At 71.5% G+C, this 21,763-nt stretch carries 20 protein-coding genes and 1 riboswitch; of the genes, 12 read left to right on the plus strand and 8 right to left on the minus strand.

The annotated features are described in order from the left end of the window. Window positions 1–119 precede the first annotated feature (119 nt). The 4 genes from AC1ROW_RS15615 (at window position 120) to AC1ROW_RS15630 (ending at window position 4,617) form a co-directional block, all read left to right on the plus strand. On the plus strand, window positions 120–1,361 hold the full coding sequence (locus AC1ROW_RS15615; protein WP_493019813.1) for an extracellular solute-binding protein: 1,242 nt from the start codon (window positions 120–122) through the stop codon (window positions 1,359–1,361). 7 nt (window positions 1,362–1,368) lie between these two features. Then, complete coding sequence (locus AC1ROW_RS15620; RefSeq protein ID WP_493019814.1) at window positions 1,369–2,325, plus strand: carbohydrate ABC transporter permease; 957 nt, start codon at window positions 1,369–1,371, stop codon at window positions 2,323–2,325. Continuing rightward, the gene (locus AC1ROW_RS15625) at window positions 2,322–3,221 is read left to right on the plus strand and encodes a carbohydrate ABC transporter permease (protein WP_493019815.1); all 900 of its coding nucleotides are present in this window, start codon (window positions 2,322–2,324) and stop codon (window positions 3,219–3,221) included. Before AC1ROW_RS15620 ends, AC1ROW_RS15625 begins: the two co-directional genes overlap by 4 nt. 151 nt (window positions 3,222–3,372) lie before the next feature. Next, window positions 3,373–4,617: a mannosyltransferase family protein gene (locus AC1ROW_RS15630; RefSeq protein ID WP_493019816.1), complete on the plus strand. Its 1,245-nt coding sequence runs from the start codon at window positions 3,373–3,375 to the stop codon at window positions 4,615–4,617. Window positions 4,618–4,627: 10 nt separating this feature from the next. On the opposite strand, the gene AC1ROW_RS15635 is transcribed toward AC1ROW_RS15630, so the two are convergent. After that, window positions 4,628–7,090: a helix-turn-helix transcriptional regulator gene (locus tag AC1ROW_RS15635; protein WP_493019817.1), complete on the minus strand. Its 2,463-nt coding sequence runs from the start codon at window positions 7,088–7,090 to the stop codon at window positions 4,628–4,630. A gap of 150 nt (window positions 7,091–7,240) precedes the next feature. Between AC1ROW_RS15635 and AC1ROW_RS15640 the strand changes: the two genes are divergently transcribed. After that, window positions 7,241–9,073 carry a DUF4012 domain-containing protein gene (locus tag AC1ROW_RS15640; protein WP_493019818.1) on the plus strand — a complete coding sequence of 611 codons (1,833 nt, stop codon included), beginning with the start codon at window positions 7,241–7,243 and terminating at the stop codon, window positions 9,071–9,073. A 49-nt stretch (window positions 9,074–9,122) separates the two neighbouring features. Continuing rightward, complete coding sequence (locus AC1ROW_RS15645; RefSeq protein ID WP_493019819.1) at window positions 9,123–9,779, plus strand: LAVTG motif-containing sortase-dependent surface protein; 657 nt, start codon at window positions 9,123–9,125, stop codon at window positions 9,777–9,779. A gap of 87 nt (window positions 9,780–9,866) precedes the next feature. Here the strand turns inward: AC1ROW_RS15645 and AC1ROW_RS15650 are convergent, their stop codons facing one another. Beyond that, window positions 9,867–11,378: a beta-N-acetylhexosaminidase gene (locus AC1ROW_RS15650; RefSeq protein ID WP_493019820.1), complete on the minus strand. Its 1,512-nt coding sequence runs from the start codon at window positions 11,376–11,378 to the stop codon at window positions 9,867–9,869. Between the two features lie 152 nt (window positions 11,379–11,530). Beyond that, window positions 11,531–11,630: riboswitch (ZMP/ZTP riboswitch) on the plus strand. A gap of 36 nt (window positions 11,631–11,666) precedes the next feature. On the opposite strand from AC1ROW_RS15650, the gene glyA reads away from it, so the two are divergent. The 3 genes from glyA to AC1ROW_RS15665 all read left to right on the plus strand — a co-directional run bounded on the left by glyA (window position 11,667) and on the right by AC1ROW_RS15665 (window position 14,459). Continuing rightward, window positions 11,667–12,992 carry a serine hydroxymethyltransferase gene (gene glyA / locus AC1ROW_RS15655; protein WP_454109048.1) on the plus strand — a complete coding sequence of 442 codons (1,326 nt, stop codon included), beginning with the start codon at window positions 11,667–11,669 and terminating at the stop codon, window positions 12,990–12,992. A 100-nt stretch (window positions 12,993–13,092) separates the two neighbouring features. Continuing rightward, window positions 13,093–13,974: a bifunctional methylenetetrahydrofolate dehydrogenase/methenyltetrahydrofolate cyclohydrolase gene (locus tag AC1ROW_RS15660; protein ID WP_493019821.1), complete on the plus strand. Its 882-nt coding sequence runs from the start codon at window positions 13,093–13,095 to the stop codon at window positions 13,972–13,974. Continuing rightward, window positions 13,971–14,459 (plus strand): YbaK/EbsC family protein, encoded by a 489-nt coding sequence (locus tag AC1ROW_RS15665; protein WP_493019822.1) that lies wholly within the window; start codon window positions 13,971–13,973, stop codon window positions 14,457–14,459. Before AC1ROW_RS15660 ends, AC1ROW_RS15665 begins: the two co-directional genes overlap by 4 nt. Window positions 14,460–14,464: 5 nt before the next feature. On the opposite strand, the gene AC1ROW_RS15670 is transcribed toward AC1ROW_RS15665, so the two are convergent. Genes AC1ROW_RS15670 through galT form a run of 4 tightly spaced genes read right to left on the minus strand, consistent with a single transcriptional unit; the run spans window position 14,465 to window position 18,194 of the window. Further along, entirely contained in the window at window positions 14,465–14,977 is a 513-nt protein-coding gene (locus AC1ROW_RS15670) for a gamma carbonic anhydrase family protein (RefSeq protein WP_493019823.1), read from the minus strand. A gap of 25 nt (window positions 14,978–15,002) precedes the next feature. Continuing rightward, window positions 15,003–15,791, minus strand: a complete 789-nt coding sequence (locus tag AC1ROW_RS15675; protein WP_493019824.1) for an MBL fold metallo-hydrolase — start codon at window positions 15,789–15,791, stop codon at window positions 15,003–15,005. 43 nt (window positions 15,792–15,834) lie between these two features. Next, window positions 15,835–16,995, minus strand: coding sequence for a galactokinase (gene galK / locus AC1ROW_RS15680; protein WP_493019825.1), 1,161 nt, complete (start codon window positions 16,993–16,995; stop codon window positions 15,835–15,837). Further along, window positions 16,992–18,194 carry a galactose-1-phosphate uridylyltransferase gene (gene galT, locus AC1ROW_RS15685; RefSeq protein WP_493019826.1) on the minus strand — a complete coding sequence of 401 codons (1,203 nt, stop codon included), beginning with the start codon at window positions 18,192–18,194 and terminating at the stop codon, window positions 16,992–16,994. Before galT ends, galK begins: the two co-directional genes overlap by 4 nt. A gap of 82 nt (window positions 18,195–18,276) precedes the next feature. Between galT and AC1ROW_RS15690 the strand changes: the two genes are divergently transcribed. Both AC1ROW_RS15690 and AC1ROW_RS15695 read left to right on the plus strand, forming a co-directional pair. Next, window positions 18,277–19,062: a DeoR/GlpR family DNA-binding transcription regulator gene (locus tag AC1ROW_RS15690; RefSeq protein WP_493019827.1), complete on the plus strand. Its 786-nt coding sequence runs from the start codon at window positions 18,277–18,279 to the stop codon at window positions 19,060–19,062. Between the two features lie 15 nt (window positions 19,063–19,077). After that, window positions 19,078–20,013: an aldose 1-epimerase family protein gene (locus AC1ROW_RS15695; RefSeq protein WP_493019828.1), complete on the plus strand. Its 936-nt coding sequence runs from the start codon at window positions 19,078–19,080 to the stop codon at window positions 20,011–20,013. On the opposite strand, the gene AC1ROW_RS15700 is transcribed toward AC1ROW_RS15695, so the two are convergent. Then, on the minus strand, window positions 19,992–20,696 hold the full coding sequence (locus tag AC1ROW_RS15700) for an SDR family oxidoreductase (protein ID WP_493019829.1): 705 nt from the start codon (window positions 20,694–20,696) through the stop codon (window positions 19,992–19,994). The genes AC1ROW_RS15695 and AC1ROW_RS15700 overlap by 22 nt on opposite strands. A gap of 88 nt (window positions 20,697–20,784) precedes the next feature. Here AC1ROW_RS15700 and AC1ROW_RS15705 point away from each other — a divergent pair, with 88 nt between their 5' ends. Beyond that, window positions 20,785–21,381: a TetR/AcrR family transcriptional regulator gene (locus AC1ROW_RS15705; RefSeq protein WP_493019830.1), complete on the plus strand. Its 597-nt coding sequence runs from the start codon at window positions 20,785–20,787 to the stop codon at window positions 21,379–21,381. Here the strand turns inward: AC1ROW_RS15705 and AC1ROW_RS15710 are convergent. After that, window positions 21,365–21,757, minus strand: coding sequence for a DUF1801 domain-containing protein (locus tag AC1ROW_RS15710; protein WP_493019831.1), 393 nt, complete (start codon window positions 21,755–21,757; stop codon window positions 21,365–21,367). The genes AC1ROW_RS15705 and AC1ROW_RS15710 overlap by 17 nt on opposite strands. Window positions 21,758–21,763 lie beyond the last annotated feature (6 nt).

Genomic DNA, 21,763 nt, shown 5'->3' on the forward strand with positions numbered 1-21,763 from the left:
GTGCATGTGATTGTTTCTGTACGAAACAAGTCATGAAGCATCATCCAGATACGCATCGTCGCGCACCTGCAGCACCTCCAGCGACGGTCCGAGATCCTGATCGAGAGTGAGGAAAGTCGATGAAGAAGTCTCTGCGGTGGTCAGCCGCCGTCGCGTCAGCGGCGGTCGCGACCCTGACGCTCGCGTCCTGCGGCTTCAGTGGCGGCTCGGGGGGCTCGGCGAGCGGAAGCAGCCAGCTCAACCTGATGGTCGCCAGCTACTCGGATAACACCAAGGCCGAGTGGCAGGGCATCATCAAGGACTTCGAGGCCGCCAACAAGGGCATCACGGTGAACCTCGACGTCGAGTCGTGGACCGACATCAACAACGTCATCAAGACGCGCATCCAGGCCGGCAAGCAGCCGGACATCCTGAACATCGACGCGTTCGCCGGCTTCGCCGCCGACAACCTGCTCTACCCGGCCAAGGACATCGTGTCCGCCCAGACGCTCGACGACTTCCAGCCGGCGTTCAACAAGAACGCGAGCATCGACGGCACCCAGTGGGGCCTCCCGTTCATCGCCTCGGCACGCGCCCTGTTCTACAACAAGGACGACTTCGCCAAGGCCGGGATCACCGACCCGCCCAAGACCTGGTCGGACTTCGAAGCGGACGCCGCCAAGCTGAAGGCGGCCGGCGTGACGCCGTACGGCATGCCGCTCGGCTCCGAGGAGGCCCAGGCGGAGACCGCGATCTGGTTCTACGGAGCAGGCGGAGGCTACGGCGACGCGAAGAAGCTGACGATCGACAGCGCAGAGAACGTCGCAGGCGCGACGGAGATGCAGAAGATCATCAACCAGGGCCTCACGCAGGCGAACCCCGGTTCGACCAACCGCACCCCGCTGATGAACGTCTTCATCCAGGGCCAGCTCGGCATGCAGATCGGCCTCCCGCCGATCGTCGGCCAGATCAAGGACAAGAACCCGTCCCTCAAGTACGGGATCGCGCCGATCCCGACCAAGGACGGCTCCGCCTTCACCCTGGGCGTCGCGGACCACCTGATGGCGTTCAAGGGCAAGACGGACAAGAAGGACGCGATCAAGAAGTTCCTCGACTACTTCTACACGCCGGCCGTCTACACCAAGTGGGTCGGCCAGGAGGGCTTCCTGCCCACCACGAAGTCCGGCGCGGACAAGATGGGCTCGGACGAGACCATCAAGCCGTTCCTCGACCTGCTGCCGAACGCGAAGTTCTACCCGTCGACGAACCCGAACTGGTCGGCCGCACAGGGTGCCATCCAGAGCCAGATCGGGCAGCTCGGTCAGGGCGCGAACCCGTCCGACCTGCTGAAGTCCATCCAGGCGAAGGCTTCGGGCCAGTAGCAGCGGCATGAGCTCGACGATCGAAACGACCACGACGGGGGCGGCGACCGGCCGCCCCCGTCGCGGGGCGCCGCGCGCCCGGCACGGCAACACCACCACGCTGTGGAACGCCGTGCCGTGGACGCTGCCGGCGCTCATCCTCATCTTCGGCATCGTGCTGTTCCCCGCGGGCTACATGATCTTCAACTCGACACGGAAGATCTCGGTCGCCGGCGTCGACCACGGATCGGTCGGCCTGCAGAACTACGTCACGGTGCTCTCCCGCCCGGAGGTGCCGGGCATCCTTGTCAACACGCTCTTCTGGGTCGTCTCGGTGGTGGTCATCACCGTCGTGATCTCGCTCGCTCTGGCGCAGTTCCTGGACAAGAGCTTCCCGGGCCGGCGCTGGGTGCGGATGGCCATCATCGTGCCGTGGGCGGCGAGCGTGGTCATGACGACCACGGTGTTCGTCTACGGCCTCGACCCGTTCTACGGGATCATCAACAAGTTCCTGGTGGACATCCATCTGATCGCGCAGCCGTTCGGGTTCACCAAGGAGCCGCTGCCGGCGTTCCTGTCGTCCATCGCGATCGCGGTGTTCGTGTCGCTCCCGTTCACGACCTACACGATCCTGGCCGGGCTCGCCGGCATCCCAGGGGACATGCTGGAGGCCGCGAAGGTCGACGGCGCCGGAGCGGTGCGCTCCTACTTCGGGGTGACGCTGCCCAACCTGCGTCCCGCGATCGCGCTGGCCAGCCTGATCAACATCATCAACGTGTTCAACTCGCTGCCGATCCTCAAGCTGATGACCGGCTCCATCCCCGGCTACAAAGCGGACACGACGACCACCTACGTGTTCAAGCTGCTGCAGAACGAGCAGCGCATCGACCTCTCCAGCGCGCTCAGCGTGATCAACTTCCTGATCGTGCTCGTGGTCGTGGCGCTCTACCTGTGGATCGTGAAGCCGATGAAGGAGGTCTCGTGACCGCGCCCGCCCCCGTCGCGCTCGCCGGAACGCCTGCGCGCGCCGCCGCGCCCCGCCGCCCGCGCCCGGGCTTCTCCTGGCGCGTCGCCGGCAAGGTGATCGCCGGCGTCGTCATCGCCCTGGTCTTCATCGCGCCGTACCTCATCATGCTGGTCGGCTCGTTCAAGAGCAGGGACAACATCCTCGCCGTCCCGCCGACCTACCTGCCGACGCAGTGGCACCCGGAGAACTACCTCACCATGTGGTCCACTCCGGAGACCCCGCTGCCGCTCAACCTGATCTCGACCATCGTCATCTCGGTGTTCGCGACGGTGCTGGTGCTCCTGGTCTGCGTCCCGGCGGCGTACTACACGGCGCGGTTCCGGTTCCCGGGCCGCGGAGTGTTCCTGTTCCTGGTGATCGTCACGCAGATGCTCCAGCCGACCGTGCTCGCGACCGGTCTGTTCAAGGAGATGGTGGCGCTCGGGATCAACGACACCTGGCTGGCGATGATCCTGGTCAACGCGGCCTTCAACCTGGCGTTCGCGATCTGGATCATGCACACGTTCTTCGCGGGCGTGCCCAAGGAGGTCGATGAGGCGGCGCAGCTCGATGGCGCGGGGAAGTGGACGGTGCTGCTGCGCGTCCAGCTCCCGCTGGTCTGGCCGGGCATCGTCACGGCGATCATCTACACGTTCGTCGCCTCCTGGAACGAATTCGCGGCGAGTCTCGTCATCCTGTCCACGGACGCCAACCAGCCGCTGTCGGTGGCGCTCACCAAGTTCGTGGGCCAGTACGACGCGGCCTGGCAGTACGTCTTCGCGGTGTCGGTCGTCGCCGTCATCCCGGTGGTGATCCTGTTCGCGCTCATCGAGAAGCGGCTGGTGGGAGGCCTGACCGCGGGCAGCGTCAAGTAGTCCGGCGAGGAGGCCTCCCCTCGCCGTCCAGGCTGGGGCGCCCGCGCGTGTGGCGCGACGCGGGCGCTCCGACGCACGACCTGTCGGGCACGAGTTGCGGCTCGACAGGGCCGATGCACCACTGCATCCGCCCGGAGTAGCATCGAAGACGATGACGGCCGGTATCACGAGTTCGCTGCACCCGGCGGATCCCGCCGGGCCCGTGACCGAGTCCGCCCGCGTGCGGCTCTTCCGCTGGGAGATGCCCTGGTGGGCCGGCGTGCTCGGCGTCTACGCGGCCTCCCGGGTGCTGACGACGCTGCTCATGCTCGCCCTGTACCTCGTCGCGGGCGCGATGCACTGGGAGGGCGGCAGCCCGCAGACGCACCCCACCTTCCTCGGGTTCGCGGGCACCTGGGACGCCTCCTACTACCGGCGCATCGTCGAGCACGGCTACCCCGCGACGCTCCCGGTCGACTCCAACGGCGACGTGCAGCAGAACGAGTGGGCGTTCCTGCCGCTCTACCCGCTGATCGTGCGCGCGCTCATGGCGGCGACCGGGCTCGGTTTCCCGGCAGCGGGTGTGCTGATCGCGGTGCTCTGCGGCGCGGCCGCCAGTCTGGTGCTGTTCCGGCTCGTGGCGTCGCGGGTCGGGCCGGTCAGCGCGTTCTGGGCCGCCGTGTTCTTCTGCTTCGGCCCGCTGTCGTTCGTCCTGCAGATCGCTTACGCCGAAAGCCTGTTCTTCCTCCTGCTGTTCGCGGCGCTCCTGGCGACCATGACGCGCCGGTACTGGATGGTCATCCCGTTCGGCGTCGCCGCCGCGTTCACCCGCCCGGCCGAACTCGCCCTCCCGCTGACCCTGGGGATCGTCTACGTGATCCGGGCGCTGCGGGCCCGTCGTGGACGCGAGGCTTTCGGGGCCAGGGAGCGCGTGGCGATGATCGTCGCCGGTGCGGTGACCGCCGTGGCCGGGCTGGCCTGGCCGCTGATCGCGGCGACGGTCACGGGGACTCCCGGCGCCTACGTGGAGACCGAGCTGTCCTGGTGGACCGGATTCATCGGACGCGTCGCCTTCGTTCCGCTGACGCCGTGGTTCCTCTTCACCTGGCGCTACGCGAGCGTCGCGGGCGCCCTCCTCGTCGTCGCCGCGATCGGCGGCTACGCGTGGCTGCTGAACCGGCCGGGCATCCGTGCGCTGGGCACCGAGGTGGTCGCGTTCGCCGCCAGCTACGCGCTCTACCTGTTCGCCGTCTTCCTGCCGCAGCAGAGCCTCTTCCGGCTGCTCATGCCGTTGGCTCCGCTCGCCGGAGCGCCGGGGCTGACCCTCAACCGGCGTGCGCGGAAGACCGTGCTGGTTGTGGGCATCGCGCTGCAACCCGCGGCTCTCGTGCTGCTCTGGTTCCTCGGCTATCCGTGATCTGACGGCCTCACGGCGCGAGCCGGACGGCAAGGGCCACGAGTTCACCGCGGTTGGCCGCGGAGGTCTTCCGCATCACCCTGCTCACGTGGCTCTCGACGGTGCGGACGCTGAGGACGAGCCGGGAGGCGATCTCCGGGTTGCTCAGGCCCGCGGCGACGAGCCGGGTGATCTCGCGCTCGCGGTCGGTCAGCGCGATCGGCGTCGAGAAGAACCCGCCGCCGTCGGAGCCCTCGATCCCTAGGCACTGAAGTGCGGCGGCAGCCCCTGGCCTCCCCGTCGAGACGAGGCGCTCGGCGAGCGCGTCCAGGTCCACGTCGTCGGGCTCGGCACGCGCCTCCACGAAGGCGAGGTGCGCGTCGTGCAGCTCGGACTGCTGGCGTTCGAGGAGGGCGCGCGCCTCCGCCAGGCCGGCGTCGTCGATCGCATGCTCGAGCGAGGTCAGCAGCGCGAGAGCCGCCGTGGGCAGTTCGCCGTGCGTCGCCAGGGTCGCCGCGAGCCGGCGGAGCAGTTCGGCGGCCTCGTCCGGCCTGCCTCTGCCCGCCGCGAGCTGAGCGTCGATCCAGAGCACCCCTGCCCCGATCGCCGTCGGCGCGACGCGGTCCGGGGAGGGCGGGAGTCCGGCCGCGAGCTCGTCGCGGATGCGCTCGGCGAGCGCGGTGTCTCCTCGGCGCACGGCGATGATCGCGGTCAGGACGTGCAGCGCGACCTGCACCGCGGCGCCGGGCACCGCGGGTGCGCCGAGGGCGGAGGCGGCCGTGAGCGCGTCGGCCGCTGCGGCCGGGCGGTCGGCGAGCAGATGGCAGAGGCCGAGCGCCACGCTGTGCTCGCGCACCGCTCCGGCGTCGAGCCGGTCGCGGGCCGACGCCGCGCCGTGTTCGGCCCACGCGACGGCGTCGGCGTGTCGCCCGGCCCCGAGCAGGGCATAGGCGTGGGCGGACGTCCCGCACGCGGAGGCCGGTGCGCCGGGGAGGGCGGCGAGCTCGTCGCGGAGCCGGACCGCGTCCTCGAAGCGCCCGCAGCGGAGGGCGATGGCGCGGGCGGCCTCCAGGAGCCGTGAACGCACCGGCGCCGGGAGGCCGGTGTCGTCGCGTAGACGCTCCTCGGACACGGCCGGCTCGGCACCGACCTCGACGGCGAGCATCACCCCGGCGGCGTCCGCGAGCCGCGCGAAGGGGCCGAGGCCGGCGATCTCCGCGCGCAGCGTCGCGAGGGCGGCCGAAAGCTTCTCGCCGGCGGCCAGCGACCGACGGACGCGGAGCACGGCGAGCTCCGCAACGTCGAGCGGTTCGCCCGGCAGCGTGGCCGACTCCGCCAGCACCCGGTCGAGCTCGGCGGCCGCGCCCGGCGCCATCCCGGCGCCGGACATCAGGGCGTGCGCGAAGGCGAGAGCCGATCGTGGCGACGGGGCGTCGTGCCAGACCCGCGCCGCCTCCTCGCGGCGGGAGTCGGCCGCCGCGTGCACGAGCTGCACGAAGGCGGCGTCTGTGGGCGGAGCGTCCACCTGAGCCCGGTCGCGGAGGTGATCGGCGAGGACCGGGGGATCGAGGCTGATGAGCCGGCGCCCGCGATGCGGCACGATCCGGAGGACGCCTGCCGCGGCGAGCCCGCCCAGGGCGGCGGGGTCGACCAGCCCGCGCGTCGACGCCACATCGCAGGCGCCCGTCACGGCGATCCTCTCGAGCGCGGCGCGCTCCGCCGGACAGAGACCGGAGAGCTGCGCCTCGAGGGCGCCTCGTAGCGATCTGCTCCACAGGTCAGCGGTGGCGGACCACACGCCGGAGCCGAGGACCAGCCGGCCCTCCAGCACGGCGAGCTCCGCGAGCGCGAGCGCGAGGCCCACATTGCCCCCGCACAGCGCGTACACGCGGCTCATCGCGCCCGCGTCGACCGGACCGCCGAGCCGCTCGGCCACGGCCGCCCGCAGCTCCTCGTAGTCCAGGGGTTCGAGCTGCACCACGTAGGCCGTCGACGGCCCGTCGTCCAGGCGCGCCCGGGTGCGCAGCAGCGGCGTGCGGGTCGCGCGGCGGGCGGCGTCGATCGCTCCGGTCGACGCGTCGTCGAGGAGGTCGGCGTCGTCCACCAGGAGCGCGGCGGCGCCGGACCCGATCGCCGTCGTGAGGGCGTCGATGGCCTGCTGGAGGGCGGACGCCGTGCGGCGCTCCGGGGCCGGCAGGACCCCGAGTCCGGCAGCGTGGAGGGCGGCGAGCGGGCTCTCGCGCAGCGATCCGACGCCGTTCACGCGCAGGACCGTCCTGCGCGCGTCGGCCGCGGCGGACGCCACGGCGTCGACGACGGTGGACCGGCCGCTCAGGCGCGGGCCGACGAGGTCGACGTCGGCGTCGCTGGACAACAGCAGCTCGCGGACGAGCGTGAGGACGCGGTCCCTGCCCGCGAGCGGAGCGGAGCCCGCGGCACGGGGATCGATCATCGGCTTGCTCCAGGGACGGGGGAAGTGGACTGCTGCGCCCACGGTAATACGCAAGATGTAAGGCGCTCCACGTAAGGCCGGCCGAACTGCACGGAACATCGACCGTTCTGCACGTAAATCCCGGGATCGACCGCCGGCCGCCTCGGTACCGACGACAGCATGGGTCCCGATGTCGGAAGGAAGTCGGGGCCTATGAGCGGTCGATCGCGCCGCCGTGCGAGAGCGGCCGAGCGCGCACGCGTCATGCGTGTCGCGCTCCTCTCGGTCGCCGCCGTCGCCCTCGTCGTCGTGGCCTGCGCCGTCTGGGTGGGCGCCAGGGCGGCCCTCTCCTACGGCCACGTCTCGGCCGCCCGCGCAGAGGCCCGCGACACCGTCGCGGCGATCGCGGCGGATCCGGTCTCCGCCGCCGCCCGCGCCGATCGGCTCCGCGCAGTGGGCGGGCAGCTGGACGACGCCAGAGGGCTGACGGGTGACATCGTCTGGCGCGCGGCCGAGCACGTCCCGTTCGCCGGCGCCAACCTCCGCTCCTACCGGCTGACCGTCGAAGCGCTCCACGACGCCGTCGACGGGGGACTGGCGCCCGTGGTGGCGGACCTCGCCCGACTGGACAGCGCGGTGTCGCTCGCCGATCGGAAGGTCGACACCGAGGCCGTGGCGGGAGCTGCGGCGAACCTCCACACGGCGGAACGCGCGCTCGAGCACGGTCGTGCGACCCTGCGCGACGCCGCGTCCGGTCCGCTCGTTCCGTCGCTCGCCTCCGGCGTCCGCGAGGCCGAGGGCCTGGTCGGCAGCCTCCACCGGACCGTCTCCTCGCTCTCGGTCGCCGCGCGCGTGCTCCCGGCCGCGGCCGGAGGGAACGGCGCGAAGAACTATGCGCTGCTGTTCAACAACAACGCCGAGCTCCGGACCACCGGCGGCATCGCAGGAGCCGTCTCGGCACTCACGGCCGACGGCGGCCGCATCGAACTGGGGGAGCAGCTCATCCCCGATCAACTCAACCCCGCTGCGGGTGCCGGTCTCGAGGTGAGCCCGCAGGAGCGGGCGTTGTTCGGGCCCCAGCTCGGCGAGTACATCCAGGACGTGAACCTCACGCCCGACTTCGTCCGGAGCGGCGAGCTCACGGCCGGCCACTGGCGCGCTGCGCTCGGTCAGCAGCTCGACGGAGTGGTGTCGATCGACACCGCGACGATCGGGCTGCTGCTGGCGGCGACCGGCCCGATCACCGTCGGCGGGCGCGAGCTGAACAGCGAGAACGCCTCGAAGATCCTGTTGAAGGAGGTCTACCTCGAGATCCCCGACCGCGACGCGCAGGACGTGTTCTTCGGCGACCTCACCCGCGTCATGTTCGACAAGCTCTTCGGCGCGGGGACCGGCACCGTTCCGGTGCTGAAGGCGCTGGGCACGGCGGTGGACCAGGGCAGGATCTCGGTCTGGTTCGCCGATGCCGCCCTCCAGCGCGAGATCGCGAGCGGCCCGCTCGCCGGACCGCTCGCCCAGCTCACCGACCGCGGCGCGCCGGTCGGCGTGTTCCTGGCCGACGGCACCGCCGGAAAGATGGACAGCTACCTCGAAGGCTCCGTGACCGCCACCTGCCACGCGCCGGCCGAGCAGAGGGCAGCCAAGGACGGGAAGAACGTGGCGAAGGTCGGCAGCACCGTCACGGCCACGGCGACGCTCACCTCCACCGCACCGGAGGACATCACCTCGTTCCCGTGGTTCGTGACCGGGTACGGCGTCCCGGACCTCCCGACCGGGCACATCCGGACGATGGTGCAGTTCGCCGGCACCGACAGCCTCCGTCCGCAACGGGTGACGGTCGACGGCGCGGAGGTCAGCGCTCTCTCCCGGACGATCGACGGCCACCCCGTGTCCGTCGTCATGGTCGACCTCGCCCCCGGAGACGTCGCGGTCGTCGTCGCCGAGTTCACCGCACTGCCCACCCGGTCGCCGACCGTCGACCGCGTCGTCGCGACCCCCACCGCCACCGAGTTCGAGCACTTCGCCGAGCCCGGGACCTGTGGCTGACCGAACCGCTGCGGCCGGCCAGTGACACCCATCCCTACGAAGGAGAACCATGAAGAAGAAACTGTTCGGCGGCCTCGTCGCCCTGGCGCTGGCGCTCGCGCCCGCGGCGGCAGCCCACGCCGACTATCCGGCGGGCAACGACGAGCTGCACGGCACGCTCGACAAGACCATCGTCGACCCGGGTGAGACCGTCACGTACACCGCGCCGGCGACCACGTATCTGCCGAGCGAGTCCCTGACGCATCAGCTCACCGGCGTGAACGGGCACACGGCGACCACCGCCTCGCTGCGGACGGCGCCGGTCGCGCCCACGGTCGGCGAGTTCACCGCCACGGCGCAGGACGACGGCTCGCACTTGTTCGCCTTCGTCATCCCGGCCCAGGCGGGCGCGAGCTACACGTTCCAGGTCCTCCGCGCCGACGGCACGGTGTGGGACACGTTCGACATCTCGGTCGCGAACCCCGTCGTCGACACTGACGACGCAGGCACCGGTGACAACGGCAACGGCGACACCGGCAACGGCGCGGCCGGCGGCGTCGGCAACGGCTCGGCCGGTGGCTCCGGTGGCACGGGCGGCCTCGCGATGACCGGTTCGGACATCGCGATCGCGGGCATCGCCGGCTCGGCCGTGCTCCTGGTGGGCGCGGGCATCGTCCTGCTGGTCGTCCGCCGTCGCCGTCGCAGCATGGAGACCGCTGCCGCGTGATGACCGCGACCCGGTGAGCCGACGCTCGCCGGACGAGAGGAGCCGGTGACCCGAGCGGGTCACCGGCTCCTTCCGCGTTATCCGGACTCAGCGCGTCGCGTCCTCCGGCCAGGGCACCCCGGCGACCCGGCGATACGACGTTCCCAGCGCGTCCCAGTGCTCGGCCAGTTGCGCGACCCGGGCCGCGAAGTCGTCGAAGTCGCGCGTCGCCGCCACCTCTGCAGTGTCCGCGGGCGCTTCCGACCAGCCGATCTCGGCGAGGGCGGCCAGGCGTGGGAACACCATCCGCTCCACCTCCTCGATTGTCGCGATGGTCTCCGTCCACACCGGGGCTTCCACGCCGAGGATGTGCGCGTCTGCCAGTCCAGGGACGATCCGCGCGGGATCCCACTCGTACGCGTTGCGGAGGTCGGTCGGGCCGTCGGCCCAGTCCTGACCGATCGGGTCGCCCTCCTCGTACACGATGTCGAGGTAGGCGACGTCGGCCGGCGACATGATCACCGCACCACCGCCGCCGACGAACGCCAGCGTCTCGTCGGCCGCGTCGTCGCGTGGCGTGCGGAACGACCAGTACTGACCGACCGTCCCGTCGGGGAGCCCTGCCGCACGCCCCATCTCGTGCCAGCCGACCGGGATCTTGCCGGCCGCCACGACGAGCTGCGCCGCCCGGCGCACGAAGGCCTCGAAGTCCGCCTCCGGCGTGCTGAGGCACTCGTCGCCGCCGATGTGGAGGTACGGGCCGGGCGTCAGGGCTGCGACCTCGCGGATCACGTCGCGCACGAAGCCGTCGGTGACCGGGTCCCCGCTCCGCAGGCTGCTGAAGCCGACCTCGGTCCCGGTGTAGAGCGTGGGCGCGACACCGTGCGGGTTCAGCTCGGGGTAGGAGGCGAGGGCCGCGTTCGTGTGCCCCGGCATGTCGAGCTCCGGGACGATGGTGACATGCCGCTCCGCGGCGTACGCGACCAGTTCGCGGTAGTCGTCCGCGGTGTAGAAACCGCCCCGGCTGCCGTCGCTTCCCGTGGAGCCGCCGATGCGCGTGAGCTCGGGCCAGCCGGCGATCTCGATCCGCCAGCCCTGGTCGTCGGTCAGGTGGAGGTGGAGGTGGTTGACCTTCAGCAGGACGATCGCGTCGATGAACCGCTTGACGTCCGCGACCGGGAAGAAGTGCCGCGCCACATCCAGCATGGCGCCCCGGTAGGCGAAGCGCGGGTGGTCGCCGATCCGGACGGCGTCGACCGTCAACGGGTCGCCCTCGCACTCGGCCGGCACGAGCTGGCGCAGCGTCTGGACGCCCCAGAACGCGCCCGCTGCGGTGGCGGCGCCGATTCGCACACCCTCCGCCGCGACCTCCAATGTGTAGCCCTCGGCCGGGTGCCCAGCCGGCCCCTCGTCGTCCGCGATCACGATGGCGATGTCCCCGAACGCGGGAGGCTCGTGGACGACGGCGAGCTCGCGCCGGCAGTCCGAGGCCAGCTCGCTGCGCAGCAGCCGGCCGACCGCGTCGGCGCCGGGGCCCGCGACGATGATCCGGGCGCCCGGAAGGAGCGTGAAGGGCGCGTCGCCCGTGTTCTCGAGCTGGGCGGGGCGAGGCACGACCACGGATGCTCCTAACCGCGTCAGGGGGATTCTCGGGTTCGGCCGACACTGCCCACCCGCGGGACGGCCCTGTGCGAGTATCGCAGCCCTCCTAACTAATCAGCAAGGTCTTCAGCGGATGAGCAGGAGCCTGTTCGCCGCCCCTTTGCTATGCTTGCTCACGTCGCGACTGGCGCTCAGATGGTCACCATCGGGGAGCGACAACGGTTACCTCGAACGAACGGATGGATTCGGCCGCGCGCCTGGGTCGATGCACGACGATTGTCCATCCCTGTTTTCAAGGAGCCGATTGTGACCGACACCCTTCCGTCCACCTTCACCGCCCCTCTGGCGGAGGTCGATCCCGAGATCGCGGAGGTGCTGCAGCTCGAGCTCGGCCGCCAGCGCGACTACCTCGAGATGATCGCCTCCGAGAACTTCGTGCCGCGCGCGGTGCTCGAGGCCGTCGGCTCGGTGCTGACGAACAAGTACGCCGAGGGCTACCCTGGCCGCCGCTACTACGGCGGCTGCGAGTACGTCGACATCGCCGAGCAGCTCGCGATCGATCGGGCGAAGAGCCTGTTCGGCGCCGAGTACGCCAACGTCCAGCCGCACTCCGGCGCGTCCGCGAACGCGGCCGTCCTGTCGGCCATCGCCACCCCCGGCGACACCATCCTCGGTCTCGAGCTCGCCCACGGCGGCCACCTCACCCACGGGATGAAGCTCAACTTCTCCGGCAAGCTCTACAATGCGGTCGCCTACGGCGTCGACCCGGAGTCGTTCACCGTCGACATGAATGTCGTGCGCGACAAGGCCCTCGAGCACAAGCCGCAGGTCATCATCGCCGGCTGGTCGGCGTACCCCCGCCAGCTCGACTTCGCCGCGTTCCGCGAGATCGCGGACGAGGTGGGCGCCAAGCTCTGGGTCGACATGGCGCACTTCGCCGGCCTCGTCGCCGCCGGGCTGCACCCGTCGCCCGTGCCGCACGCCGACGTCGTCAGCTCGACCGTGCACAAGACCATCGGCGGCCCGCGCTCCGGCTTCATCCTCAGCCGCGACATGGAGCTCGCCAAGAAGCTCAACTCCAACGTGTTCCCCGGCCAGCAGGGCGGCCCGCTCATGCACGTGATCGCCGCCAAGGCGACCGCGTTCAAGCTCGCCGCGACCGAGGAGTTCAAGGACCGCCAGGAGCGCACCATCCGCGGCGCCAAGCTCCTCGCCGAGCGCCTCACCGCCGACGACTCGCGCGCCGCGGGCGTCGACGTGCTCACCGGTGGCACCGACGTGCACCTCGTGCTCGCCGACCTCCGCACGTCGGAGCTCGACGGCCAGCAGGCGGAGGACGTCCTCCACGAGGTCGGCATCACCGTCAACCGCAACGCCGTCCCGTTCGACCCGCGCCCGCCGATGGTTACCTCGGGCCTCCGGATCGGCACGCCGGCGCTTGCGACCCGCGGCTTCGGCGACGCCGAGTTCACCGAGGTGGCCGACATCATCGCGCTCGCCCTGCGTCCCGGCGCCGACACGAAGGCGCTGCGCGCCCGCGTCGACGCGCTCACCGCGGCGTTCCCGCTCTACCCCGGCCTGACCCCCTCCGGCCAGGAGGGCTTCCCCGTAGAGCTCCCCTCCTCCATCTAACGGCCCGGCAACCGCCGAGTACGCGAAAAATCAGCCAGAAACCGTCGAGTACGCGGATAATCCGCGTACTCGACGGTTCGCAACGAGTGTGGAGGCCGGCGTGACGGCGAAGGTTTTGGATGGTAAGGCTACGGCTGCGGAGATCAAGGCGGAGTTGAAGGTGCGCGTGAGCGCGCTGCGCGAGCAGGGGGTCGTGCCGGGGCTCGGCACGATCCTGGTCGGCGACGACCCGGGCTCGCAGTGGTACGTCGCGGGCAAGCACCGCGACTGCGCGGAGGTCGGCATCGCCTCCATCCGCCGCGACCTGCCCGCGGACATCTCGCAGGCGGAGCTCGAGGCCGTGATCGAGGACCTCAACGACGACCCGGACTGCACCGGCTTCATCGTGCAGCTGCCGCTGCCGCCGCACATCGACACCGACGCGATCCTGGAGCTGGTCGACCCGGCGAAGGACGCGGACGGCCTGCACCCGACGAACCTGGGCCGCCTGGTCCTCAACGTCAACCGGCCGATCACGACCCCGCTGCCCTGCACGCCGCGTGGCGTGATCGAGCTGATGCTGCGGCACGGGATCGAGCTGAACGGCAAGCACGTCGTGGTCGTCGGCCGCGGCGTGACCGTGGGCCGGGCGATCGGCTCGCTGCTCACCCGCCGCGAGTACAACGCCACCGTAACGCTCACCCACACCGGCACGGTCGACCTCGACGGCATTCTCCGCAGCGCCGACGTGATCGTCGCCGCGGCCGGCGTCGCGGGCCTGGTGACCGCCGACAACGTCAAGCCGGGCGCGATCGTCCTCGACGTGGGCGTCAGCCGCGTGGAGGACCCGGTGACGGGCAAGAGCAAGGTCGCCGGTGACGTGGCAGACGACGTGGCCGAGGTCGCCGCGTGGGTGTCGCCGAACCCGGGCGGCGTCGGTCCGATGACCCGCGCGCTGCTGCTGCAGAACGTGGTGGAGTCCGCGGAGCGGGCCCTGGCATGACCGCCGAGGACCGCACTCATCCTGCCGTCGAGCGGGTGGAGGCGGCGCTCCTGGAGGCCGGGATCGAGCCGCGCGTGCGCTGGTTCGAGTCGGCGACGCCGACCGCGGTCTCGGCCGCGGCGGAGCTGGGTGTGGAGGTCGGCGCGATCGCCAACTCGCTGGTCTTCACGATCGACGGCGAGCCGCTGCTCGTGATGACCTCCGGCGCGCACCGCGTCGACACGGCGTTCCTGGGCGAGCGGCTCGGCGGGCGCATCCGCCGGGCGGACGCCGAGACCGTGAAGGCGGCGACCGGCCAGACCATCGGCGGTGTCGCCCCGCTCGGGCACCCCGAACCGCTCCGGACCGTCGTCGACGTCGCGCTCGCCGGTTACCCTGAGGTCTGGGCCGCCGCCGGCCACGCGCACACCGTCTTCCCGACGACCTTCGACGAGCTCGTCCGCATCACCCGAGGGGAGCCCGGCCCGGTCGAGCCCACCGCGTAGGGGGCTCAGCCCCCGGGGTGCTCCGTGACGTGGGTGAGGTAGGCCTGGGCGTTGTGGAGGATGCCGGCGCGCTCCCCGTCGGTGAGTTCGCGCCGCACCTTGCCGGGGACGCCGGCGACGAGCGAGCCCGGCGGGATGACCGCGCCCTCCAGCACGACGGTCCCGGCCGCGAGCAGCGAGCCCGCGCCGACGACGGCGCCGTTCAGGACCGTCGCGTGCATCCCCACCAGCACGCCGTCCTCGATCGTGCAGCCGTGCAGCACGGCGTTGTGGCCCACCGACACGTCCGCGCCGATCGTCAGCGGGTAGCCGTGGTCGACGTGGCAGGAGACGTTGTCCTGGAGGTTGCTGCGCTCGCCGAGGACGATGTCCTCCGCCTCGGCCCGCAGCACGGCGTTGTACCAGACGCTGGAGCCGGCGAGCAGCCGCACGCGTCCGGCGAGGACGACGCCGGCCGCCACGAACGCGTCGTCGGCGACGCTGGGGGTGGAGCCGTCGGTGAGCGTGATGATCGTCATGCCCACACCTTACGGCGCGCCGCGCTCACTCGGTGACGAGCACGAACCGTCTCCGCACGACGCGCTCGCCGGGTGCATCTCCGGTCTCGTCCAGCGCCGAGAGCACCCGGTCGAGGATGCGCGGGGGCAGCGGGAGCGGCAGCTCGTCCGGCTGGTCGAGCGTCCCCGGCGGGTAGACCACGCCGGGCGTGGCGGACATCTCGACGTGCGCGCCGCGCAGCTCCCGCACGGGGGCGGTGGGGTCGTCCCGGAACCGGATCAGCCGCTCGATGGTCGCGCGGTACTGCGCGAGGTCGCGCACGTAGAGATGCCCGGGCAGCACGGTGTCTCCGGTGAACAGGATGCCGGTCTCCCGATCGAAGAACGCCACCGCGGAGGGCTCATGGCCCGGACCGCCGATGACGTCGATCGTGCGGCGCCCGAGCGAGAGTTCCACCGTCTGGTCCGGCCACGAGCGGAAGCCGAAGAACGCGATCACCTGCGCGGGTGTGGTCCCGACCAGCGTCGTCCCCGGTCGGCCGGCCAGCAGCGGGTCGCCCGCGATGTGGTCGCGGTGCGCGTGGCTGTGCGCCACGACGAGCGGATACGGCCGGGTGAAGACGACCGGATTGCGGCGCAGCCATTCCTCGGTGAGCGCGTCCACGGCCGCCCGCAGCGGGAAGACCCGCTCGTCGTCCGTCGCCCCGGTGTCGATCAGGAGGGACCGCTCCCGCCCGAAGAGCAGGAACAGGAACGGCGCCTCCCAGTGCGACGACTTCGGCTGGCGGAGCTGGACGGTGTCGGGGCTCAGCCAGGTGATCTCCGGTTCGCTCATCGTCCCATTCTGGCGAAGCCGTGTGACCGGAGGATGAACGCGGTCAGCTCTCCCGGCGCGAGCCTTCCGACGCAGTCACCGTGAACAGCTCCGGCTGGCCGAAGCCGTGCTCGGCGAAGGCCCCGTCGAGCGCGACCTGCACGCGGCTGAGCGCGTCGACCGGCACCAGCGCGAGTGCCGAGCCGCCGAAGCCGCCGCCGGTCATCCGCGCGCCGATCGCGCCGTTGGCCTGCGCCGTCTCGACCGCGAGGTCGAGCTCAGGGACGGAGATCTCGAAGTCGTCGCGCATCGAGACATGGGAGGCGTCGAGCAGGTCGCCGATCGCCGTCGGCCCGCTCTCGCGGAGGAGGCGGACCGTGTCGAGAACGCGCTGGTCCTCGGTCACCACGTGCCGCACGCGGCGGAACGTCACGTCGTCCAGGAGCTCGCGGGCGCGCGGGAGGTCGTCCACGCTCACGTCGCGCAGCGACGCGACGCCGAGGGCCGCGGCCCCGGCCTCGCACGACGCCCGCCGCTCGGCGTAGCCCCCGGTCGCGTGCGCGTGGGTGACGCCGGTGTCCACGATGAGGACGACGAGGCCGGCCTCCTCGAGTCCGAGCGGCACGATCTGCGACTCGAGCGAGCGGCAGTCGAGGAACACCGCGGCGTCCTGCTGCCCGAGCAGCGAGGCGGACTGGTCCATGATGCCGGTCGGCGCGCCGACGACGATGTTCTCGCTGCGCTGACCGACGCGGGCGAGCGTCTGGCGGTCGAGCCCGAGCCGCCACACGTCGTTGAGCGCGAGTGCGGTCGCGCCTTCGATCGCCGCGGACGACGACAGCCCGGCGCCGACCGGAACATTGGAGTCGATCAGGAGGTCGAAGCCCGGCACCGCCGCGAGATCGGCGCCGAACTCGGCGAGCGCCCAGGCCACGCCGAGCGGGTAGGCCGACCAGCCGTCGAGGGCGTCGGGGGAGAGCCGGTCGAGGTCGATCTCCACCAGCTCGTCGGCGAACGTGCTGCCGACCCGGACGGTGCGGTCGTCGCGCAGCCCGAGGGCGGCGACGGTGCGGCGGTTGATCGCGAACGGCAGGACGAAGCCGAGGTTGTAGTCGGTGTGCTCGCCGATGAGGTTCACCCGGCCGGGGCTCGACCAGACGCCGTCGGGCTCGCGGCCGAAGATCGAGACGAAGTCGTCGCGGACGCCGGTGCGCAGGTCGGTCATGCGGGGATCTTTCCTTCGGGGGCGGGAACGGGGGAGGCGGGCACGGTCACGAGCCCCGAGATGCCGGCGGGCAGCTCGCCTACCGGGTCGTCGCGGTCGGCGCGGGCGATGGCCTCGCGGAGCGCGGCCGCGGCCTGCTCCGGCGGGATGTCGCCGATCCACGCGCCCATGGCGGACTCGGAGCCGGCCAGGAACTTCAGCTTATCCGCGGCGCGGCGGGGCGACGTCAGCTGCAGCATGAGCCGGATGTCGTCCCGGTGCGCGTCGACGGGGGCCTGGTGCCAGGCCGCGATGTACGGCGTGGGGGAGTCGTAGAGCGCGTCCACGCCGCGCAGCACCCGCAGGTAGAGGGTGGCGAGTTCGTCGCGCTCGGCGGGGGAGGTGGCGGCGAGGTCGGGGATGTGTCGGTGCGGCAGCACGTGGATCTCGATCGGCCAGCGCGCCGCGAACGGCACGAACGCGGTCCAGTGCTCGCCGGCGAGGATGACCCGCTGGGAGGCGCGTTCCCGCTCCAGGATGTCGGCGAACAGCGTCGGTCCGTAGCTCTCCAGCGACCGGATGAGGGCGCTGGTGCGCGGGGTGATGTACGGGTAGGCGTAGATCTGCCCGTGCGGGTGGTGCAGGGTGACGCCGATGGCCTCCCCGCGGTTCTCGAACGGGAACACCTGGCGCACGTTCGGGAGCGCGGAGAGCGCGGCGGTGCGGTCGGCCCAGGCCTCGATGACCGTCCGTGCCCGGGTGGGGGTGAGGCTGCCGAACGAGCCGGTCGTCGCCGGGCTGAAGCAGACGACCTCGCAGCGACCGACGGAGGTGCGGGTGCGCTCGAGGCCGACCGCCGCCAGATCCTCCAGCGAAGCCGGCTGGTTCGCGTCCTCCAGCAGCGGGCCGAACGACGGCGACTTGTTCTCGAACACCGCGACGTCGTACACGCTCGGGATCTCGGACGGGTTGCCCGGGGTGGCAGGAGCCAACGGGTCGAGCTCGGCCGGCGGGAGCATGACGCGGTTCTGCCGAGCGGCTGCGATCGACACCCACTCGCCGGTCAGCGGGTCCTGACGCATGGTCGCCGTGGCCGGCCGCGGGGCGGGCTCGCGGAGGTCGGGCGCGCGTTCGGGGTCGAGCGCGGAGTCCGGGTCGTCGTAGTAGATGAGGTCGCGACCGTCGGACAGGCGGTGCGGGCGCTTCGTGATGGCGGCCATGCTTACCTTTCGTTTCCGAAAGCAAATGTACCGATCGACTTGCGGATTGACAAGTAAACGCAAGCGCTGGAGCATTGCCGGTATGAGCGAACCGCTGCCCGCCGCCCTCCGCCGCGAGCGGATGCTCGACCTCATCGGCCGCACCGGGTTCGTCCGCGTCGCCGAACTGAGCGAGGCGTTCCAGGTCTCCGACGTCACCGTGCGCTCCGACCTCGACGCCCTCGACGCGCAGCAGAGCATCCGGCGCGTCCACGGCGGCGCTGTGCTGCGCGGCGCGGGCACGCGCGAGGCCAGCTTCGAGGAGGCGCTGGAGTCGTCAGCCGAGGAGAAGCGGCGTATCGGCGCGGCCGCGGCTGCCCTGGTGGAGTCCGGCAGCAGCGTCCTGCTCGACGTCGGCACCACCACCGCGGCGATCGCGCGCGCGCTCGCCGACCGCGATGACCTGGAGGACGTCACCGTCATCACCAACGGGCTGACGATCGCGCTGGAGCTGGAGCGCGCCATTCCGCGCTTCCAGGTGGTGGTCACCGGCGGCACGCTGCGGCCGCTGCAGCACTCGCTGGTCGAGCCGCTGGCCGCCGTGCTCCTGGAACGTGTGCACGCCGACCTGGCTTTCATCGGCTGCACGGGCGTCGACCCGGTCGGCGGCATCACGAATGTGAATCTCCCCGAGGCCGACCTGAAGCGGGTCATGGTGGCGTCGTCGGGGCGTGCGCTGGTCGTCGCCGACGGCTCCAAGCTCGGCCGCACGCACGTCGGCCGCATCGCCGCGCTGGCGGACGTGGCCGGTCTCCTGACCGGCGAGTCCGCCGACCGCGACCACGTGCGCGCACTGCGGGCCGCGGGCCTGCCCGTGACCATCGCCTAGGAATACGCTGTCTCCATGCGCGCACCGACCGGAGAACAGTACGACCTCGAGTTCGGCGACCTGACCGCCACGGTCACGCAGGTGGCGGCCGGCCTCCGCACCCTCCGGTACGGCGGAGTGGACATCCTGGAGCCGTTCCCGGAGGACTCCACCCCGCCCTCGGCCGACGGCATCGTGCTCATGCCGTGGCCGAACCGGGTGAAGGACGGTGTCTGGGAGCTGGACGGCGTGCCGCAGCGGCTGGCCCTCACCGAGCCCTCGCTGGGCAACGCCTCGCACGGCCTGCTGCGCTACCGTCCCTACACACTGGTCGAGCGCTCCGACTCGGCCGTGACGCAGGCGGCGACGATCTACCCGGAGGCCGGCTACCCGTTCATTCTCGACACGACCGTCACGCACGAGCTCGACACGGAGGGCCTGACCGTCACCCACACCGTGACGAACCGCGGCGAGCGGACCGCGCCGGTCGCGATCGGCGCGCACCCGTACCTGCGGATCGGCGACGTCCCGGCCACCCAGCTCACCCTGACCGTCCATGCCGGCACCCGGTTCGAGACCGACGACCGGCTGAACGTGACCGGCGAGACCTCGGTCGCGGGCACGCGGTACGACCTCTCGGAGGGCGGTGTCGTGGCAGACCTCGACCTGAACGACGGCTTCGGCGACCTCCGCGAGCCCGCCGAGCACGTCCTCGCCGCGGCGGACGGCCGCACCGTCACCCTGTGGGGCGACGCCTCGTTCCGCTACGTCCAGGTGTTCACACACCGGGCGTTCGCCACGAAGGAGCCCGGAGAGGTTGCGCTTGCCGTGGAGCCGATGACCGCGCCCGCGAACGCGCTCAACACCGGCCAGGGCTTGCGCTGGGTCGAGCCGGGCGAGACCTGGACGGCCCAGTGGGGCATCCGGCCGCGCGGGTTCGCGTCGGACTCCTACCTGGCGAGCTGGGGGTAGAGGACGCGCACATCCTCGTGGAGGACGGCCTTCACCTGCTGTGCGGTCTCCCCGACGATCGCCTCCGCGTCCCCGGCCGCGACGGCGTCCAGTGCCTCGGCGACGACCTGTGCCGGCGGCACCTTGTAGCCGTCCGCGTGGGCGGCCATGTCGGTGTCGACGTAGCCGACGTGCACGCCGACGACCTGGATGCCCTGCGGCGCGAGCTCGACGCGCGCGGAGTTGCTCGCCGACCACAGCGCGGCCTTCCCCGCGCTGTACGAGCCGATGGCGTACCAGCTGAGCGCGGAGTGCATGTTCACGATCGCGCCGCCTCCGTTCGTAGCGAGGATCGGCGCGAACGCGCGGGTCACCAGCACCGGGCCCCAGAAGTTGGTGTCGAACTCGCGGTGGATCTCGGCCAGGTCGCCGCTCACGAGCGACTGGTTCACGCCGATCCCGGCGTTGTTGACGAGCACGGTCACGTCCGTGGCGGCCTCGGCGGCGCGGCGGATGCTCTCGGCGTCGGTCACGTCCAGCTCCAGCGGGACCACGCGTGGGTCGGTCACCTCGACCGACTCCGGGCGGCGGGCTGCGGCGTAGACCTTCGCGGCGCCGCGCTCCAGGAGCTCGGCGACGAACGCCGCGCCCAGCCCGCGGTTGGCGCCGGTGACGAGGGCGATACGTCCGGTGAGATCGGTCATGATGATCCTCCAAAAAGTAAACTGATCTGTTTCCGACAATGTACACAGATCGGTTTACTTTGCGCAACCCGCCCTCTAGAATCGAGCCATGACCACGACGACCTCTCCGCGCCCGAAGCCACGGGAGCGCGTGCTGGACGCCGCCGCGCGGCTGTTCATCCGCGAGGGCGTGCACGCGGTCGGCGTCGACCGCCTCGCCCAGGAGGCCCAGGTCTCCAAGCGGTCGATCTACCAGCACTTCGAGAGCAAGGACGCGATCGTCGCCGACATGCTGACCGAGTACGGCCCGCGGGTGGTCGCCGGCTACTTCTGCCAGGAGGAGGACGGCCGCACCCCGCGCGAGCGCGTCCTGCACGTCTACGACGCCCTCCACCGCGCCGCCGAGGCCGGCGACTACTTCGGCTGCCCGTTCGTCAACGTCGCCACCGAGCTGCGTGACCGGGAGCACCCCGCCGCGCAGGTGGCGCAGCACTTCAAGAGCGAGCTGACCGCGTACTTCGAGCGCCAGGCGGAGGCGGCGGGCGTCGCGTCGGCGCACGTCCTCGCGGTGCAGCTCACGCTGCTGTTCGACGGCGCCTCCGCGAGCGCCGCGCTGTGCGGCGGTACGCCGGTGGCCGCCCGGCTCGCCGCAAAGACCCTGTGGGACGCTGCCGTGGCGGACCCGGCGGTCACCGCCGCGCGGTGAGCTTCCGCCAGCCACCGGCCCGGTTGTCGGCGATGAGCCGGCGCAGGAAGGCGAGCAGAGCCTCCCGGTCGATCGGGTCGCCCTCCCGGAAGCCGATCGTGCGCGCGGTCGCGTTGTCGTGGCCCGCGGTGATGAGCCCGGCCGGATCGGGCACGATCCCGCCGTCGTAGACGAACAGGTCGACGTGGTCCTTCGCCGCGAGGAACGCGGCGACGGTTCCATCGAGCACGAAGTACGGCTGGACCGAGCGCTTGATCGTCTCCTCGATCGCCGGGTCGGCCTCGTGCAGGATGTCCCGCAGCTCGCCGAAGACCTCCTGCTGCCAGGCGGGCAGCGGCGCCAGGTAGGCGTCCACCCGCGGGTCGCGTTCGCTCATGTGGGG

Source organism: Leifsonia sp. GW821-FHT13C09 (assembly GCF_058806435.1).

Excerpts from the sequence above, each read along its gene's own strand:
- AC1ROW_RS15615 (WP_493019813.1), top strand. The coding sequence starts at position 120 with ATGAAGAAGTCTCTGCGGTGGTCAGCCGCCGTCGCGTCAGCGGCGGTC.
- AC1ROW_RS15620 (WP_493019814.1), top strand. The coding sequence starts at position 1,369 with ATGAGCTCGACGATCGAAACGACCACGACGGGGGCGGCGACCGGCCGC.
- AC1ROW_RS15630 (WP_493019816.1), top strand. The coding sequence starts at position 3,373 with ATGACGGCCGGTATCACGAGTTCGCTGCACCCGGCGGATCCCGCCGGG.
- AC1ROW_RS15640 (WP_493019818.1), top strand. The coding sequence starts at position 7,241 with ATGAGCGGTCGATCGCGCCGCCGTGCGAGAGCGGCCGAGCGCGCACGC.
- AC1ROW_RS15645 (WP_493019819.1), top strand. The coding sequence starts at position 9,123 with ATGAAGAAGAAACTGTTCGGCGGCCTCGTCGCCCTGGCGCTGGCGCTC.
- AC1ROW_RS15665 (WP_493019822.1), top strand. The coding sequence starts at position 13,971 with ATGACCGCCGAGGACCGCACTCATCCTGCCGTCGAGCGGGTGGAGGCG.
- AC1ROW_RS15670 (WP_493019823.1), bottom strand. The coding sequence starts at position 14,977 with ATGACGATCATCACGCTCACCGACGGCTCCACCCCCAGCGTCGCCGAC.
- AC1ROW_RS15675 (WP_493019824.1), bottom strand. The coding sequence starts at position 15,791 with ATGAGCGAACCGGAGATCACCTGGCTGAGCCCCGACACCGTCCAGCTC.
- galK (WP_493019825.1), bottom strand. The coding sequence starts at position 16,995 with ATGACCGACCTGCGCACCGGCGTCCGCGACGACTTCGTCTCGATCTTC.
- galT (WP_493019826.1), bottom strand. The coding sequence starts at position 18,194 with ATGGCCGCCATCACGAAGCGCCCGCACCGCCTGTCCGACGGTCGCGAC.
- AC1ROW_RS15690 (WP_493019827.1), top strand. The coding sequence starts at position 18,277 with ATGAGCGAACCGCTGCCCGCCGCCCTCCGCCGCGAGCGGATGCTCGAC.
- AC1ROW_RS15695 (WP_493019828.1), top strand. The coding sequence starts at position 19,078 with ATGCGCGCACCGACCGGAGAACAGTACGACCTCGAGTTCGGCGACCTG.
- AC1ROW_RS15700 (WP_493019829.1), bottom strand. The coding sequence starts at position 20,696 with ATGACCGATCTCACCGGACGTATCGCCCTCGTCACCGGCGCCAACCGC.
- AC1ROW_RS15705 (WP_493019830.1), top strand. The coding sequence starts at position 20,785 with ATGACCACGACGACCTCTCCGCGCCCGAAGCCACGGGAGCGCGTGCTG.
- AC1ROW_RS15710 (WP_493019831.1), bottom strand. The coding sequence starts at position 21,757 with ATGAGCGAACGCGACCCGCGGGTGGACGCCTACCTGGCGCCGCTGCCC.